Source organism: Streptomyces sp. NPDC101165, from assembly GCF_044768135.1.
In the GTDB taxonomy this organism is placed as follows: domain Bacteria; phylum Actinomycetota; class Actinomycetes; order Streptomycetales; family Streptomycetaceae; genus Streptomyces.
Genome location: NZ_JBIWPG010000024.1, coordinates 47,654 through 64,593 on the forward strand (window position 1 = coordinate 47,654; position 16,940 = coordinate 64,593).

A 16,940-nucleotide genomic window follows, 5' to 3' on the forward strand; every position below is an offset into this window, starting at 1 on the left:
GTGTGGCCCGTCTGGCAGCAGACGGGCCTTGCCGTATCCGATGGGATTGCGGAGGATTCCGCTTGGGGACCGGGGCCCCCGTGCCGGCATCGGCAGGGGCGGACCGCTACCCGGAGCAACAACAGGAGACAGCGATGTCCCAACCGGCTCGCCCCCCTCGTGAGGCCGCTGAGCCCGAGACCCCGCATCTCGACTTCGCCGGTACGACGCCGTACGAGGACTACGTCAGGGCGGACGTGCTCACCCACCTCCAGCACACCCTCTCCGACGACCCCGGAGAGATGGTCTTCCTGGTCACCACCCAGGTCATGGAGCTGTGGTTCACCGTGATCGTGCACGAGTGGGAGACCGCCGCGAAGGCCCTCCGCTCGGACGACGTCCCGACCGCCGTCGCCGCGCTGAAGCGTTCCGTGCGGGAGCTGGAGGCCCTGAACGCCTCCTGGAAGCCGCTCGGCCAGCTGACCCCGGCCCAGTTCAACTCGTACCGCTCCGCCCTCGGCGAGGGATCCGGTTTCCAGTCGGCGATGTACCGCCGCATGGAGTTCCTGCTCGGCGAGAAGTCCGCGTCCATGCTCGTCCCGCACCGCGGCGCCCCGCGCGTCCACGCGGAACTGGAGAAGGCGCTGCACGAGCCGAGCCTGTACGACGAGGTCGTCCGGCTGCTCGCGCGCCGCGGCCACGCGATCCCCGAGTCCGTCCTGCGCCGGGACGTCGCCCTGCGCTACGAGACCTCCGACGCCGTCGAGGCGGCCTGGACGGAGATCTACTCCGGCGACCAGAACGCCGAACTCGCCCGCCTCGGCGAGGCACTGTCCGACGTCGCCGAACTGGTCTGGCGCTGGCGCAACGACCACCTGGTCGCCACCCGCCGCGCGATGGGCGCCAAGGCCGGCACGGGCGGCTCCGCCGGTGTGGCCTGGCTGGAGAAGCGCGCCGGCAAGAACGTGTTCCCGGAGCTGTGGACGGCGAGGTCCCATGTCTGAGCTGAGCCTGCGCGCGAAGAAGCTGGACGCGGCCGACGAACTGGCCCCGCTGCGCTCCCGTTTCGTCCTCGACACTGCATCCGATCATGCGGCTGACGCCGCGGGCGTCTACCTGGACGGCAACTCCCTCGGCGCCCTGCCGGCGAACGTGCCGGGCCGGATCGAGGACGTCGTCCGCCGGCAGTGGGGCGAGCTGCGCATCCGCTCCTGGGACGAGAGCGGCTGGTGGACGGCCCCCGAGCGGATCGGTGACCGCATCGCCCCGCTGGTCGGCGCGGCGCCGGGCCAGATCGTGGTGGGCGACTCCACCAGCGTCAACGTCTTCAAGGCACTGGTGGCGGCGGTCCGCATGGTGGACCCGGCCCGCGACGAGATCCTGGTCGACGCGACGACGTTCCCCACGGACGGCTACATCGCCGAGTCGGCGGCCCGCCTGACCGGCCGCACCCTGCGCCCGGTGACCCCCGGGGAGGTCCCCGCGGCGCTGGGCGACCGCACGGCGGTGGTGCTGCTGAACCACGTCGACTACCGCAGCGGCCGGCTGCACGACCTGCCCGCGCTGACCACCGCGATCCACGCGTCCGGCGCGCTCGCGGTCTGGGACCTGTGCCACAGCGCGGGCGCGCTGCCGGTGGGCCTGGACGAGCACGGGGTCGACCTGGCGGTCGGCTGCACCTACAAGTACCTGAACGGCGGCCCGGGTGCGCCCGCGTTCCTCTACGTCCGCCGTGACCTGCAGGACCGCTTCGACTCCCCGCTGCCCGGCTGGAACTCGCACGCCGAGCCGTTCGGTATGAGTCAGTCCTACGACCCGGCACCGGGTGCCCTGCGCGGCCGCGTCGGGACCCCGGACATCCTGTCCATGCTGGCCCTGGAGGCGGCCCTGGAGATCTGGGACGACGTCTCCGTCGCCGCGGTCCGCGCCAAGTCCCTGGCCCTGACGGACTTCTTCCTGGAGTGCGTCGCGGCGTACACCGAGCCGGGCCGGGTCACCTCCGTGACCCCGGACCGCCACGAGGAGCGCGGCAGCCAGATCGCCCTGCGCTGCCCCGACGCGGGTGACGTGATGAAGCAGCTCATCGACCGGGGCGTGGTCGGCGACTTCCGCAACCCCGACGTCCTCCGCTTCGGCTTCAGCCCGCTGTACGTGAGCTTCGCCGATGCGGAGCGGGCCGCACGGGTGCTGGCGGAGGTGCTCGGCTAGGCGAGTCGCGGCAGCTGGGGCGGGGTGCGCTTGCGCCCCGCCCTCACCGTGTGTGACAACCCCATGTCCGCGCACGTCACCGGCCTGATACCGTCCCCGCCAACGGTCGACGAAGAATCGCCGCCTGGTCCGCCAAGCCTTCCCCCGGTGCCGAAAGGCTGGGAGGCACCCGCATCGTCGCTGAGAGGTTGGAGCATGCCGGACGACGCCGCCGCAGCCCGCGCCGCCGCCGAAGAGGAGTCGGCCTTCTCGCACCCCGCGGTCGACCCCGACGTCACCGCCGTGTACGGCGACCACCCCGACCAGGTGATCGACTTCTACGCCCCGCGGACCGACACGACCCTCGCCCCCCTGGTCGTCGTCCTGCACGGCGGGGCCTGGCGCGCCCCCTACGACCGCCGCCACATCACCCCCTTCGTGGACTACCTGGCCCGTAAGGGTTTCGCCGTGGCGAACGTGGAGTACCGGCGCGGCGGCGACCCGCAGATCCCGGCGCAGAACACGGGATCCGGACCTGGCGCCGGAGCCCCGCCCACGCCCCTGGCAGGCCGCTGGCCCGACACCTTCGACGACGTGGCCGCCGCCATGGACGTCCTCCCCTCCCTGGTCCACGGGGCACTCCCGCTGGCCGACCCCCGCCGCATGGTCCTCACCGGCCACTCGGCGGGCGGCCACCTCGCCCTGTGGGCAGCCGCCCGCCACGTCCTGCCCGCCGACGCCCCCTGGCGCACGGACCGCCCGGCCCCGCTGCGGGGCGTGGTGGCGCTCGCCCCGATCGCGGACTTCGCGGTGTCGGAGAAGCTGGACGTCTGCGGCAACGCCGCCCTGCAACTCCTCGGCGGCCAGGACGACTTCGCCGAGCGCAGGCCGTACGCCGACCCCGCGCTCCTGCTCCCGACGGGCATCGCGACGACCCTGGTCCAGGGCCGCGCCGACCTCGTCGTACCGCAGGCGGTCGCCGAGTCGTACGCGGACGCGGCGGCGAAGGCGGGCGAGGTGGTGGGTCTGACGCTGCTGGAGGACGTCGGCCACTTCCCGCTGATCGACCCGGCGGCGGACGCGTGCGCGGTGGTGGCGGAGGAGATCGCCCAACTGGCGTGGTGACGCCTGCCCTCCGCCCCCGTCATACCCGTAGTACCTGAGAGCTACCTCGCAGAACGGCTCCCTGGCGGGACGCCGACGACACCCCCCGATTCCTAACTTCCTTCTCGGACAAGCCCGATGGCCGGGCGCTCCGGGAGGAACCGAATCATGGGGCACAACCCGCCGCAGCCGCTCCGGACCGGCAACGCGCAGCCGCCGACGGCGAATCCGCCCCACGAGGGCCACCCGCACCCGACGACGAAAGCAGTACCGGTGGTGCGGGTGGGAACCCGGACCCGGCCGAAGGCCGGGTGCCCACCCACGCACCCGCACCCGAAATCCCGCCGCATCTGGCGCCAGGCCCTCCTCACGGCCACCACAGTCGCAGCCCTCACCGCAGCCGCCCACCCCGGGATCCCGGCCCCCGGCCCGCCCACGCTCCCTGCCCCCACCGCAGCCACCCTCCGGTCGACCTACGAGGCGAACCGCGAGAACGCCACCCACGCGGCCGACATGGCCGCCGCCCACGGCGACCTCCACCGAGCCGCAGCCGACCGAACCCTCGCCACCCGCAACCTCCTCACCTTCGACGGCAGAGGCTCGGGCCAGGCCGTAGAGGTCCTCGGCGATCCGACCCGCGCAGACCACATCGCCGTTCTGGTCCCCGGCTCCGACACCACCCTCGACACCTACGCCCGCTTCCACAGAACCGCAGCGGCCCTCTACCGGGAAGCGCACCGCACCGACCCGCGCACGGCCGTCATCGCCTGGCTCGGCTACAAGACCCCCGCCACGATCAGCACCACGGTCACGACCACCACCCGAGCCGACGAAGCGGCCCCCCGTCTCCGCGCGTTCATAAGGGAGTTGCGCACCCTGACGCCCACCACGGCCGCCCAGATCTCCCTCCTCTGCCACTCCTACGGCTCCGTCGTCTGCGCCCGTTCCGCCCCCGCCCTGCCCGTGGACGACGTGGTCCTGTTCGGCAGCCCCGGCACCGCCGCGGACACCGTTGCCGGGCTGCACACCCCCGCCCGAGTCTGGGCGGCCCGCGGCAGCAGGGACTGGGTCGCGCACGTACCGCACGTCCGCGCCGACCTCCTCCTCGCCACCCTCGGCTTCGGCACCGACCCCGTCTCCCGCGCCTTCGGCGCCCGGGTCTTCGACGCGGCCGACGCCGACCACAGCGGTTACTTCACCCCGGGCTCGGTATCCCTCGCCAACCTGGCCCGCATCGCCCTCGGCGAGACCTCGGAGGTGACCCGTGGCTGAGCCGACCCCGCACGCCGCCCGCCGCGCACTGCACGCGATCCGTCAGGGCGCCCACCGCGTGGACGCCGCCACACCCGTCTCCCGGGACCGAGCGGTGGACGCCCTGCGCGCCTTCGCGATACTCGGTGTCGTCCTCGGCCACTGGCTGGTCACTGCACTGGTCGCGCAGGACGGCGGCCTGCACACGGCGAGCCCGCTGCAGCACATGCCCTGGCTGGCCCCGGTCTCCTGGGTCTTCCAGACACTGGCGGTGTTCTTCCTGGTGGGCGGCCATGTGGCGACCCGCAGCCTGGCCTCGGCGCAGGCCCGAGGCACGACGTACCGCGACTGGCTCCGCACCCGCCTCGCCCGCCTCCTACGGCCGGTGGCAGCCCTACTGGCCCTGTGGACGGTGGCCGCACTCTCCCTCCTCCTCACCGGCGCCCAGCTCACCACCCTCCACACGCTCCTCAAACTCGCCCTGTCCCCCCTCTGGTTCCTCCTGGTCTTCGCGGCCCTGACGGCCGCGACCCCGCTCCTCACCCGCCTCAACCCCCTCTGGCCCCTGGCCGTCGTCCTGCACGTGGACGTCCTGCGCTTCGGCCTGCACACCGGTCCGTCCTGGCTCGGCTGGGTGAACCTGGCGGCGGGCTGGCTGGTCCCGTACACCCTGGGCGCGGCCTGGACCCGAGGCGAACTGGAAAGCCGCCGAGCAGCCTGGGTCCTGGTCATGTCCGGTACGACGGCGACGGCGGCCCTGATCCTCTGGGCGGGCTACCCGGCCTCGATGGTCGGCGTCCCCGGCACCCCGACCTCCAACCTCAACCCCCCGACCCTGGCGGCCGTCACCTTCGGCCTGGCCCAGTGCGGCCTGGCGTTGCTCCTCCGAGACCGCCTGCACCGGGCCATGACCCGCCCCCTCGCCTGGTCGGCGGTCACCCTGACCAACCTCTCGGCGATGACGATCTTCCTGTGGCACCAGACGGCCCTGATGACCACCACGGCCGCTGCCCTCCTGGCCGGCCGCCTCCCCGGCCTCCACACCCGCCCCGACTCCCTGACCTGGGTGGCGTCCCGCCTCGCCTACCTCCCCCTCTTCGCCCTGACCCTGGCTCTCTTCTGGCTGACCTTCCGCCACCACGAACAGGGCCCCCGCCGCCCCCGAAACCGCCCCTCCCGCCTCATCCGCCACCACACCCCCCGAGCAAAGACCCCACACAATGCCTAAAGTTGACCAAGTGACCCCAGAGGCCCCCAACGGCAACGCAGCCCCCCAGGGCCAACCCGAGTCCACCGACGGCGATTTCGTCCCCCAGGGCCAGGGCCAGGGCCAGGGCCAGGGCCAGGGCCAGGGCCAGGGCCAGGGCCAGCCCGCACCCGCCGACGGCAACTCATTCCCCCAGGGCCAACCCGAGGCCGCCGACGGCGTTTTCGCCCCACAGGGGCCACCCGCACACGACGACGAAAGCAGTACGGGTGGTGCGGGTGGGAACCCGGACCCGGCCGAAGGCCGGGTGCCCCCCAACGCAACCGCACCCGCACTCGCACCCAGAACCACACCCGCCCCCGAATCCGCACCCGCCAAGTCCCGCCTACGCACCTGGCTGGGAGAAGCCCCCTCCCCCCACTCACCCCCCTTCTCCAAGTACCGCTGGCTCCGCCTCCTCACCTACCTCCTCACCGCCTACACAGCCCTCGGCATCGCCCTGGCCGGCGGAGACGAACTGCACACCTCCTACGGCCTCACCACAGCCGTAGCCTTCCTCGCCGCCTCCCTCCAGGCCACCGCCGTCTTGCTGGCCCTGTGGCGCCCCACCCCCGCCTGGGCCCTCTCCCTCACCGCCGCCATCCTCACCGCACTCCTGGCCCGCCCCCACCTGGAGCCGTCCCCCACCCCCGGCCCCAACTGGCCCTGGACCACGCCCACTCTGCTCGCCCACATGGCCGTGCTCCTCCTCCTCGCCCTGCGCGTCCGCATACGCGTCACCCTCGCCGCCCTGGCGGTCACGACCCTGGCGACCTACGTCCTGCAGGGCCCGATCGGCGCCCAGAACTACTCCTCGACAGGCGTCACGGCGGTAGCCCTCTTCGCCGTCTCCGTCCTCATCGGCACCGCCCTGCGCGGCCGCAGCGAGGCCCGCACCCAGCTGATCGAGCAGACGACGATCACCGCGGAGGAACGCGCCCGCCGCACGCTCCTGGAGGAGCGCAGCCGTATCGCCCGCGAGCTGCATGACGTGGTCGCCCACCACATGTCGGTGATCTCCATCCAGGCCCAGGTGGCCCCCCACCTGGTGGAGAACCCTTCGGAGGAGCTGAAGGAGAACCTCGCCGGGATCCGCAACAACGCCCTGGAGGCCCTCACCGAGCTGCGCCGTGTCCTCGGCGTCCTGCGCTCCGAGTCCCCCGACGACCCCGGGGCGACCGAGGACCCGTACCGGCTGACGGCACCCGGCACCGGCCCGGCCCCCGACGCCCCGCAGCCGAACCTCGCCCGTCTGGGTGCCCTGATCGAGAACACCAGGGCGGCCGGTCTGGACGTCGTCATCGACTACCGCGGAACGTCCCGCGCCTATCCACAGGGTGTGGAACTGTCGGCGTACAGGATCGTCCAGGAGGCGCTCAGCAATGCCCTGCGGCATGCCCCGGGTGCGCGGGTCCGGGTGGAGGTCGACCATCAGTCCGACGGCATCTTCCTGTGCGTGACCAACTCCCGCCCCCGCCACCCGGTCCAGCCCTCCCCGGGCTCCGGTCACGGCCTGCTGGGCATGCGGGAGCGTGCGGCGATGCTCGGCGGGCACCTCACCGCGACCCCGAACCTGCACGGCGGCTTCATGGTGACGGCGTTCCTCCCCAAGACGGGCACCCGCCGTCCGCCCCGGCCGCTGCGCCCGGACCTGCCCCGCCCCGAGATCTACTTCCCGCCCCTGTCCGACGACGACCCGCACCACCCCCAGCCCCCGACAGGAGAACCGACCCCATGACGAGCGGCGCCGGCACCATCCGCGTACTCATCGCCGACGACCAGCAGATGGTCCGCCAGGGCTTCACCGTGCTGCTCAACACCAAGCCCGACATCGAGGTGATCGGACAGGCGGTGCACGGACGCGACGCGATTGCCAAGGTTGCCGAACTGATCCCGGACGTGGTCCTGATGGACATCCGGATGCCCGAGCTGGGCGGTATCGAGGCGACCGACCGCATCACCGCCGACCACCCGGGCGTCAAGGTCCTGGTCCTCACCACCTTCGACCTGGACGAGTACGTGTACGACGCGCTGCGCGCCGGGGCCTCCGGGTTCCTGCTCAAGGACGCCTCCGCCGACCAGCTCGCCGAGGCGGTGCGCGTGGTGGCGGCCGGGGACGCGCTGCTCGCCCCGGGCATCACCCGCCGTCTGATCGCCGAGTTCGCGCGCATGGACGGCTCACCCCGGGCGCCGCTCAAACAGCGCGTGGGCGACCTGACGGAGCGCGAGACGGAGGTGCTCGCACTCATCGCGCAGGGCCTGTCGAACGCCGAGATCGCCGAGCACCTGGTCGTCGCCGAGCAGACCGTGAAGACCCATGTGGGCCGCATCCTGGTGAAACTGGGCCTGCGCGACCGCACCCAGGCGGCGATCTTCGCCTACGAGTCCGGCCTGGTCCGCCCCGGCGGCCGCTGACCCCCGTCCGACCGGCACCCGTAGGTACCGTCCCGCCCCCTACCTGTAGTACCTGAGAAGGATCCCCGAGGACCCCTCTCCGAGGGGACGACCACCACCCCGCCCGGGGCCTACCGTTTTCCACGTGACCGAGACGACGCACACCGAGCCGACACCGCCGGGCGGAGCCGCGAGGCCGCGCAGCCCGGAGTTCCGGCTCGCCGCGGACGCCCTGCGCGGGCTGCGGCAGGACCTGTTCCACGACGCCTTCGCCTACCGCCCGCTGCCCCGCAGGGTCGCCGAGGGCCGGCTCGCCCGCCGCGGCGGCCGGATGAGGGAGTACGCGGCCTGGTCACGGCACACGGTCGTGGTCGTCCTCGGCACGCTGGCAGGGCTCCTCGCCGTGGCGAGCACGGACGACTCCGGACTGCTGCCGCTGCTGTGCGGGCTGCTGGCCCTGGGGCCGGTCCTGCTGACCCTGGCGCGTCCGGTGGGAGCGTTCTGGTTCTCGCTCGCCGCGACCACGGTCACCGCCGCCCTGATAGGCGGCGGCTGGAGCGACTGGCCCTGGCTGCCGGGCAGCTTCCTGTCCCACCTGATCGTGCTCACGGTCGTCGCGCTGCGCACCCGCCCGCGCACGGCGGCGTGGATGTGGGCGCTGACCGCGGCCTACGGCTTCGTCGCCGAGAGCGCCTTCGGCTGGAGCCACTACGACACCAACGTCGGCCCGATGCTGATCCTCTCCGCGCTGATCCTGCTGGCCGTCTCCGTCCGGCAGATACGCAGGGAGGCCCAGCAGGAGGTGACCGCCCAGCAGTCGGTGACCGCCGTGGAGCGGTCGCGGCGCACGCTGCTGGAGGAGCGCACGACCATCGCCCGCGAGCTGCACGACGTGGTCGCCCACCACATGTCGGTGGTCGCCATCCAGGCGGAGGCGGCGCCCTACCGGGTCGAGAACCCGCCGCCGGAGCTGGAGAAGGCGTTCGCCACCATCCGGGAGAACGCGGTGGCGGCCCTGACCGAGCTGCGCCGGGTCCTGGGCGTGGTCCGCGCGGAGGACTACGAGGCGCCGGACGCCCCGCAGCCCACCCTCGGCGACCTGGACGGGCTGCTCGCCAATGTGCGGGAGGCCGGGCTGGAGGTGGAGAAGGTGGTGACCGGCGCGGTGCGTGAAATGCCGCAGGGCGTCGAGCTGTCGGCATACCGGATCGTGCAGGAGGCGCTGAGCAACACGCTGCGGCACGCTCCTGGGGCGGGGGCACGGGTCGAGATCGGGTACGTGCTCGGTGGCCTGGGCCTGCGCATAGTGAACGGCCCGCCGCCCGCTTCGGCCGAGCGGAAGCCCTCGCCGGGCGCCGGGCACGGCATCACGGGGATGCGGGAGCGCGTCTCGATGCTGAACGGGGAGATGACGACGGGCCCGACGCCCGACGGAGGACATGAGGTGACCGTGTTCCTGCCGGTGCCGGCGGCGGACACCGCGAGCGAGGGTGGGGCATGACGATCCGCGTACTGATCGCGGACGACCAGATGATGGTGCGCGAGGGCTTCTCGGTCCTGCTGAACGCGATGCCGGACATCGAGGTCGTCGGCGAGGCCGTCAACGGCCGCCAGGCGGTCGAGCGGGTGCGGGAACTCGCGCCGGACGTGGTGCTGATGGACATCCGCATGCCGGAGCTGAACGGCATCGAGGCGACGCGGGAGATCGTCGCGGCGGACGACACGGCGAAGGTGCTGGTACTGACCACGTTCGACCTGGACGAGTACGTGTACCAGGCGCTGCGTGCGGGAGCCTCCGGCTTCCTGCTGAAGGATGCCTCGGCCCGCCAGCTCGCCGACGGCGTACGGGTGGTGGCATCCGGCGAGGCGCTGCTCGCCCCCTCGGTGACCAGGCGGCTGATAACCGAGTTCTCCCGGCTGTCGGAGACACCGCGCATGATGCCGTCGGCACAGGCGGCGTACGGCGAGCTGACGGAGCGGGAGACGGAGGTGCTGGTCCTGATCGCACAGGGCCTGTCGAACGCGGAGATCGCCGAGCGGCTGGTGGTGGCGGAGTCGACGATCAAGACCCACGTGAGCCGGATCCTGGTGAAACTGGGCCTGCGTGACCGCACCCAGGCGGCGGTGTTCGCGTACGAGGCGCGGCTGGTGACACCGGGCTGACGGCGCGTGCCATCTTGCACGAACATCCCTGTTGCCAACTAGTGTTCGACATTGCGGGTCTGCGGATGCGCATGTGCGAAGGCTTCGGATGACGGGGGGTTACACGGGGGATGGGCTACGTTCTGCCCGGATGGGCCGATGAGATTCTGGACTTCATCGGGATCAACTGGCCGAATGTCGACGAGGACGACTACCGCGACATGGCCGACGCCATGCGGGACTTCGCCGACAAGTTCGAAGGCCATGGCGCCGATGCGCACAAGGCGGTGTCCCGCATCCTGTCCTCCTCGCAGGGGTGGGCCGTCGATGCGATGGAGAAACACTGGTCCCACGTCAAGGCGGGGCATCTGGAGAAGGTCCCGGAGATAGCCCGGCTGTTCGCGGATGCGTGCGACGTGGTCGCGGACGTCATCTTCGGGATGAAGACCAAGGCCGAGATCGAACTCGGGGCGATGGCCGCCTCGTTGGGCATATCGGTGGGACTGGCCTTCGTCACCGGTGGTCTGTCGGCGGTCATCGGGGCGGCGGAGACCGCGGCGATGCGGCAGGCGGTCAAGCGGGTCATCGACGAGGCCGTCGACCGGATCGTGGACGAGTTGATGGCACGGGTGACGGCTCCTGTCACCGCGAAGCTCGAGTCCATGGTCGAAGACATGGTCTTCGACCTGGTGGAGGGGGCCTTCCACCTGCCCCCCGCTCCGGGCGACGGACAGTCGGGAGGTACGGGGGGCTCGGGCGGTTCGGGCGCCCCGGGTGGCAAGCACGGTGGAGGGATGCACCTGGCCTCCGCCGGCGGTGGAGGCGGCGACGGGATGCAGTTGGCCTCCGCCGACGGCGGGGGCAAGCGGACCGTCATCGACCACATCGAGTTCGAGGACGGCGCCGGCAAGGTCTCCGCCCACGGCGGGGAACTGCACCTGTCCGGCACGGGCTCGCTGTCGAAGGCGAAGGGTGCCTTCGGCCGCACCCGCGGCAGGGACCCCTTCACCCAGGCTTTCGACTCCGTCCTCGAAGGCGCTCTGAAGGGCTCCGAGAAAGCCCTGGGCAAGATCGCCAAGCATGTCACCGAGACCATCCCGGACCGGGTGAAGGCCACTTCCCGCCTGCACAAGGGCAACGACCTCGACGTCCGCGACCGGGTCAACGCCATCACCGGCGGCAAGAAGGGCGGTGACGGCGGGGCGCGGCGAAGGATTCCCGAGTCGCTGCGTACGACTCTGGACAGCGTCCGCGAGAAGGCCGTGGCCCTGACGCAGCGCCGTTGCAAGACCGACCCGGTCGACGTGGCGAGCGGCGAGATGGTGCTGTCCCAGACGGACCTGGCCCTGCCGGGCGTTCTCCCGCTGGTGCTGCGGCGCACCCACATATCCGGCTACCGCTACGGCCACTGTTTCGGGACGAGTTGGGCGTCCACGCTCGACGAACGCCTGGAAATGACGGGCAGCGGCGCGATCTGGGCGCGCGAGGACGGATCCCTGCTCCAGTATCCGCACCTGCCGCGCGAGGCGGGCCAGGAGGTACTGCCCCTGGAAGGCGAGCGCGTTCCCCTCACGTACGTCGACCGGTCGGCCCTCGGCGAGGTCACGTACGCCACGTTCGACGTCCGCTCCGGCCTGACCCGGCGGTTCACCGGCAACCCGTACACCTCCGGCAGCCTGTACTGGCTGGACGACCTGGAGGACCGCAACGGCAACGCCATACAGATCGCACGCGATGACGAGGGCATCCCTTCGGCGCTCCTGCACGAGGGCGGTTACCGCGTGCGCGTCACCCGGGACACCGACCTCGGCCGGGTCACGGCCCTCGACCTGGAGACCCCCGAAGGCCCGGTCCGGGTCGCCTCGTTCGCGTACGACGAGAGGCACGACCTGGTGGGAGTGTCGGGCGCGCGTGGGGTACCTCTGCGGTTCAGCTACGACGACGAGCACCGCGTCACCTCATGGACCGACCGCAACGGCCACACCTACGGCTACGGGTACGACGCGGCCGGCCGGGTCGTGGAGACGACCGGCCCCGACGGTGCGCTCTCCTCGCGCTTCGCCTACGACACCGCCGCCCGCGAGACCCGCTTCACGGACTCCACCGGCGCGGTCACCGTCACCCGCTTCAACCAGCTCGGCCAGACGATCGGCGAGACCGACCCGCTCGGCAACACCGTGCGCTTCGAGTGGGACCGCTACGACAACCTGCTGTCCCGTACCGACGAGTTGGGGCACACCTCCCGGTTCACGTACGACGACGCGGGCAACCTCGTGACCGTGCACTACCCGGACGGGCGGCAGGCCTCGACCACGTACAACGCGCTGCACCTGCCGGTGGCGATGACCGGCCCGGACGGCACGGTGTGGCGGCAGACCTTCGACGAGCGGGGCAACCGCACCGGGATGGTCGCGCCGGACGGCACCTCGACCACGTTCACCTACGACGCGACGGGCGCCCCGGCCACGGTCACGTTCCCGGCCGGCGAGACGGAGACGCGCACCAACGACCAGGCAGGCCTGGTTCTTTCGGTCTCGGACGGGCACGGTGCCACGTACACGGTGCGCCGCGACGCCTTCGGACGGCCCTGCGAGTCCGTCGACCCCGCCGGATCCGTGACCCGTCTGGAGTGGACGGCGGACGGCTGGCTCACCCGGCGTACCGCACCCGACGGGGCGAGCGAGCGGTGGACGTACGACGAGGAGGGCAACTGCCTGACCCACACCGGCCCGCTGGGTGGTGTGACCCGTTTCGAGTACACGTGGTTCGACCTGCTCGCCGCCCGCACGGGCAAGGACGGGGCTCGCCACGAGTTCGCGTACGACACCGAACTCCGGATCAGCGCCGTGCTCAACCCGCAGGGTAAGACGTGGAGTTACCGGTACGGCCCGTCCGGCCTGACCGACTCCGAGACCGACTTCGACGGACGCACCACGCGCTACGAGTACGACGCCGCCGGCCGCCTCGTCGCCCGGACGACCCCGCTCGGGCAGCGCATCGCCTTCACGTTCGACGCGGTGGGCAACGTGCTGGAGAAGGACGCCGACGGCGTGCTCACCCGCTACACGTACGACAGCGACGACCGGCTCGTCGCGGCCGTCTCGCCGACTTCCTCGCTCGCCCTGGAACGCGACGCCATGGGGCGGCTGATCGCGGAGACGGTCGACGGACGCAGCATGCGCTACGGCTACGACCCGCACGGTGAGCTGGTCTCGCGCACGACACCGACCGGCGCCACCACCTCGTACGCCTATGACACCGCGGGCAACCGGGTGCGCGTCGACTGCGCCGGTCACGCGCTCGGGTTCGCCCACGACGAGCTGGGGCGCGAGACACGGCGCACCCTGGGCCCCGCCCACGCGCCGGTGACGCTCGACTCGCAGTGGGACACGATCGGCCGCCTTTCGGCCCGGTCGCTGACCACGCCACGCGGTACCGTTCGGGACCGCTCCTACGGCTACCGCGCCGACGGCTTCCTGACCCGGATCACGGACCGACAGGCCGGAACGGACTGGCAGTTCGAGCTCGACGCGGTGGGCCGCCCGCTCGGCGTCAGCGCCGGCGACTGGTCGGAGCGCTACGCCTACGACGCCACCGGGAACCAGACCGACGCCCACTGGCCCGACCAGGCCCGGCACACCGAGAGCCGTGGCGAGCGGGCCTACGACGGAAGCCGGCTACTCGGCGCGGACGGCGTGCGCTACGAGTACGACGACGCCGGGCGGGTCGTGCTGCGCCAGAAGCGACGTCTGTCCCGCAGGCCCGACACCTGGCGCTACACGTGGGACGCCGAGGACCGTCTGGTCTCCTGCACCACCCCCGACGGCACCGTGTGGCGCTACACCTACGACGCACTGGGCCGCCGTACCGCCAAGCACCGCATGCGTGCCGACGGGCACGGCGCGGCGGCCACGGTCCGCTTCGCCTGGGACGGCACCCAGCTGGCCGAGGAGACCGACACCGCCACGGGTGTCACGCTGACCTGGGAGTACGAGGGCTCGCAGCCGATGGCCCAGCTGGAACGCAGACTGCCGCCCGACGCCGTTCAGCGCGAGGTGGACAGCCGGTTCTTCGCCATCGTCACCGACGTCATCGGCACCCCGACCGAACTCGTCGACGAACAGGGCGACATCGCCTGGTACAAGCGTTCCACGGTCTGGGGCATCACCACCCGCAACCGTGGCGCCGGGGCCCACACGCCGCTGCGCTTCCCCGGCCAGTACGCGGACCCGGAGACGGGCCTGCACTACAACCTGAACCGGCACTACGACCCCGAGACGGCCCGCTACGTGTCGTCGGACCCGCTGGGACTGGTGCCCGCACCCAACGCCGCCGCGTACGTCGTCAACCCCTTCACGTGGATGGACCCCGAGGGCCTGGTCGCCAAGGGGTGCACGCAGATCGGCGGCTGGTACGGCGGACTGCTGCCCTCGAACCGGCAGGCGGACGGGAGGCGGTATCCGCAGGCGATGGAGGTCAACCACATCCCGGCCAAGTCGGCGTACAAGGACGTCATCGAGCCCGGGTTCTACATCGCGAACAAGCCCCACAAGAAGCAGAAGGTCAACAACGGCCCGGCCATTCGCATGGAGCAGGCCGACCACGAGCAGCTCTACAGCACGGGGTACTCGCACGAGTCGCAGGCCTGGCAGCAGTGGCAGCGCGAGCTGATCAATCAGGGGCGCATCACCGAAGCCATGCGCATGGACATCGACGACATCAAGCGGCGATTCCCCGACAAGTACGATCAGCACATCAAGGACATGGTGGCCAGCCTGAAGCACAACAAGCCCCTCCAGGCGATGCTCAAGAAACGAGGATGGAGCATCGACGAGAACGCCCTGCTGGCGTGAGGGTCCGGGGCACGTAACCGAGGGAGTGAGCATGGAACTGGAACTGCTGCCGCATGTCGGCGTCGCACGTTTCCGGCTCGGCATGTCGGTCGAGGAAGCGCGCGGCGCGGTGCAGGAGTGGGGACTTTTCCGGGTCGTCGCGAGTGACGCGGACCCGGGACAGATCACGCTCACGCACGACGTGTCCCAGCTGGGCATCGTGCTCGGGTTCACCAAGGGCGCGCTGAGCGGTGTGGAGCTGTTCCGGTTCCGGAACGAGGACGCCGACGTGCGGGTGCTGCTCGACGGGTTCGACGTCTTCCGCACCCCGAGCGAGGACCTCTTCGAACAGCTCGCGGAACGGGGCCACACCGTCGAGGAGAACGACCTGGGCTTCGACGCCCTGCCGGAGCTGAAGGTGATCCTCGCGAACCAGAGCAGCTACGAGTACCCGATGGACGAAGAGGGCGACCCGATCTACTACGACTACGTCCTGGTCGCCAACCAGATCTGAGCGGACACCTGAAGGGTGTAAACCCTGGTCACGCACCAGGCCGACGGGTTAGCGTCCCCGCATGGCAGGCCCTACCGACCTCGTGTTCGCTCCCTGGGACCCCGCGTTCCTGGCCGACCCGTACCCGGCCTACGCCGAGCTGCGCGCCCGCGGCCGGGTGATGCGGTACGAGCCGACCGACCAGTGGCTGATCCCGCACCACGCCGACGTCTCGGCGCTGCTGCGGGACCGGCGCCTCGGCCGGACCTACCAGCACAGGTTCACGCACGAGGACTTCGGGCGTACGGCGCCCGCGCCCGAGCACGAGCCCTTCCACACGCTCAACGACCACGGCATGCTCGACCTCGAACCGCCGGACCACACCCGCATCCGGCGGCTGGTGTCGAAGGCGTTCACCCCGCGTACGGTCGAGCAGCTGAAGCCGTATGTGGCGAACCTCGCCGGCGAGCTGGTGGACCGGCTGGTCGAGGCGGGCGGCGGGGATCTGCTCACGGACGTAGCCGAGCCGCTCCCCGTGGCCGTCATCGCCGAGATGCTGGGCATCCCGGAGTCCGACCGGGCCCCGCTGCGCCCCTGGTCGGCGGACATCTGCGGGATGTACGAGCTGAACCCGTCCCAGGAGACGGCGGCGCGGGCCGTCCAGGCATCGGTCGAGTTCTCGGACTACCTCCGCGAGCTGATCGCCGAGCGCCGCAAGAAGCCCGGCGACGACCTGATCTCCGGGCTCATCGCCGCGCACGACGAGGGCGACCGGCTGACCGAGCAGGAGATGATCTCGACGGCCGTCCTCCTCCTCAACGCGGGGCACGAGGCGACCGTCAACGCCACGGTCAACGGCTGGTACGCCCTGTTCCGCAACCCGGACCAGCTGGCCGCCCTCCGCGCCGACCATTCCCTGGTCCCCTCGGCGATCGAGGAGCTGATGCGCTACGACACCCCGCTCCAGCTCTTCGAGCGCTGGGTCCTGGACGACATCGAGATCGACGGCACGACGATCCCGAGGGGCGCCGAGATCGCCATGCTCTTCGGCTCCGCCAACCACGACCCCGAGGTCTTCCGGAACCCCGAGAACCTCGACCTCACCCGCAAGGACAACCCCCACATCTCCTTCAGCGCGGGCATCCACTACTGCATCGGCGCCCCCCTGGCCCGCATCGAACTGGCGGCATCGATGACCGCCCTGCTGGAGAAGGCCCCGGCCCTGACCCTGGCGGCGGACCCGGAGCGCAAGCCGAACTTCGTGATCCGGGGGTTGGAAGGACTGGACGTACTGATCGCCTGACCGCCGGCC

The 16,940-nt window shown here is 71.5% G+C and carries 12 protein-coding genes; all 12 read left to right on the top strand.

The annotated features are described in order from the left end of the window. The first annotated feature begins 134 nt into the window (after positions 1-134). The 12 genes from ACIRVH_RS38230 (at position 135) to ACIRVH_RS38285 (ending at position 16,931) form a co-directional block, all read left to right on the top strand. Positions 135-983, top strand: coding sequence for a tryptophan 2,3-dioxygenase family protein (locus tag ACIRVH_RS38230; protein ID WP_403963623.1), 849 nt, complete (start codon positions 135-137; stop codon positions 981-983). After that, complete coding sequence (gene kynU / locus ACIRVH_RS38235) at positions 976-2,187, top strand: kynureninase (protein ID WP_403963626.1); 1,212 nt, start codon at positions 976-978, stop codon at positions 2,185-2,187. Before ACIRVH_RS38230 ends, kynU begins: the two co-directional genes overlap by 8 nt. A 195-nt stretch (positions 2,188-2,382) precedes the next feature. Further along, positions 2,383-3,291, top strand: a complete 909-nt coding sequence (locus ACIRVH_RS38240; RefSeq protein WP_403963629.1) for an alpha/beta hydrolase — start codon at positions 2,383-2,385, stop codon at positions 3,289-3,291. A 147-nt stretch (positions 3,292-3,438) separates the two neighbouring features. Beyond that, complete coding sequence (locus ACIRVH_RS38245; protein WP_403963632.1) at positions 3,439-4,542, top strand: alpha/beta hydrolase; 1,104 nt, start codon at positions 3,439-3,441, stop codon at positions 4,540-4,542. Then, positions 4,535-5,749 (top strand): acyltransferase, encoded by a 1,215-nt coding sequence (locus ACIRVH_RS38250; protein WP_403963635.1) that lies wholly within the window; start codon positions 4,535-4,537, stop codon positions 5,747-5,749. The genes ACIRVH_RS38245 and ACIRVH_RS38250 overlap by 8 nt, the downstream gene beginning before the upstream one ends. Before the next feature lie 376 nt (positions 5,750-6,125). After that, complete coding sequence (locus ACIRVH_RS38255; protein WP_403963819.1) at positions 6,126-7,505, top strand: histidine kinase; 1,380 nt, start codon at positions 6,126-6,128, stop codon at positions 7,503-7,505. Further along, complete coding sequence (locus ACIRVH_RS38260; protein WP_403963637.1) at positions 7,502-8,182, top strand: response regulator; 681 nt, start codon at positions 7,502-7,504, stop codon at positions 8,180-8,182. Before ACIRVH_RS38255 ends, ACIRVH_RS38260 begins: the two co-directional genes overlap by 4 nt. 124 nt (positions 8,183-8,306) lie before the next feature. After that, positions 8,307-9,662: a sensor histidine kinase gene (locus ACIRVH_RS38265; protein ID WP_403963640.1), complete on the top strand. Its 1,356-nt coding sequence runs from the start codon at positions 8,307-8,309 to the stop codon at positions 9,660-9,662. Beyond that, positions 9,659-10,324, top strand: a complete 666-nt coding sequence (locus ACIRVH_RS38270) for a response regulator (RefSeq protein WP_386573042.1) — start codon at positions 9,659-9,661, stop codon at positions 10,322-10,324. The genes ACIRVH_RS38265 and ACIRVH_RS38270 overlap by 4 nt, the downstream gene beginning before the upstream one ends. Positions 10,325-10,434: 110 nt before the next feature. Next, a complete protein-coding gene (locus ACIRVH_RS38275; protein ID WP_403963644.1) occupies positions 10,435-15,156 on the top strand; it encodes a DUF6531 domain-containing protein in 4,722 nt (1,573 codons plus the stop codon). A gap of 31 nt (positions 15,157-15,187) precedes the next feature. Then, positions 15,188-15,649 carry a hypothetical protein gene (locus ACIRVH_RS38280; RefSeq protein ID WP_403963647.1) on the top strand — a complete coding sequence of 154 codons (462 nt, stop codon included), beginning with the start codon at positions 15,188-15,190 and terminating at the stop codon, positions 15,647-15,649. A 61-nt stretch (positions 15,650-15,710) separates the two neighbouring features. Then, positions 15,711-16,931 (top strand): cytochrome P450, encoded by a 1,221-nt coding sequence (locus tag ACIRVH_RS38285; protein WP_403963650.1) that lies wholly within the window; start codon positions 15,711-15,713, stop codon positions 16,929-16,931. The last annotated feature ends 9 nt before the right edge of the window (positions 16,932-16,940 follow it).

Bases quoted from the DNA above. Each gene is read 5' to 3' on its own strand.
- ACIRVH_RS38230 (WP_403963623.1), top strand. From the start codon at position 135: ATGTCCCAACCGGCTCGCCCCCCTCGTGAGGCCGCTGAGCCCGAGACC.
- kynU (WP_403963626.1), top strand. From the start codon at position 976: ATGTCTGAGCTGAGCCTGCGCGCGAAGAAGCTGGACGCGGCCGACGAA.
- ACIRVH_RS38240 (WP_403963629.1), top strand. From the start codon at position 2,383: ATGCCGGACGACGCCGCCGCAGCCCGCGCCGCCGCCGAAGAGGAGTCG.
- ACIRVH_RS38245 (WP_403963632.1), top strand. From the start codon at position 3,439: ATGGGGCACAACCCGCCGCAGCCGCTCCGGACCGGCAACGCGCAGCCG.
- ACIRVH_RS38260 (WP_403963637.1), top strand. From the start codon at position 7,502: ATGACGAGCGGCGCCGGCACCATCCGCGTACTCATCGCCGACGACCAG.
- ACIRVH_RS38270 (WP_386573042.1), top strand. From the start codon at position 9,659: ATGACGATCCGCGTACTGATCGCGGACGACCAGATGATGGTGCGCGAG.
- ACIRVH_RS38275 (WP_403963644.1), top strand. From the start codon at position 10,435: ATGGGCTACGTTCTGCCCGGATGGGCCGATGAGATTCTGGACTTCATC.
- ACIRVH_RS38280 (WP_403963647.1), top strand. From the start codon at position 15,188: ATGGAACTGGAACTGCTGCCGCATGTCGGCGTCGCACGTTTCCGGCTC.
- ACIRVH_RS38285 (WP_403963650.1), top strand. From the start codon at position 15,711: ATGGCAGGCCCTACCGACCTCGTGTTCGCTCCCTGGGACCCCGCGTTC.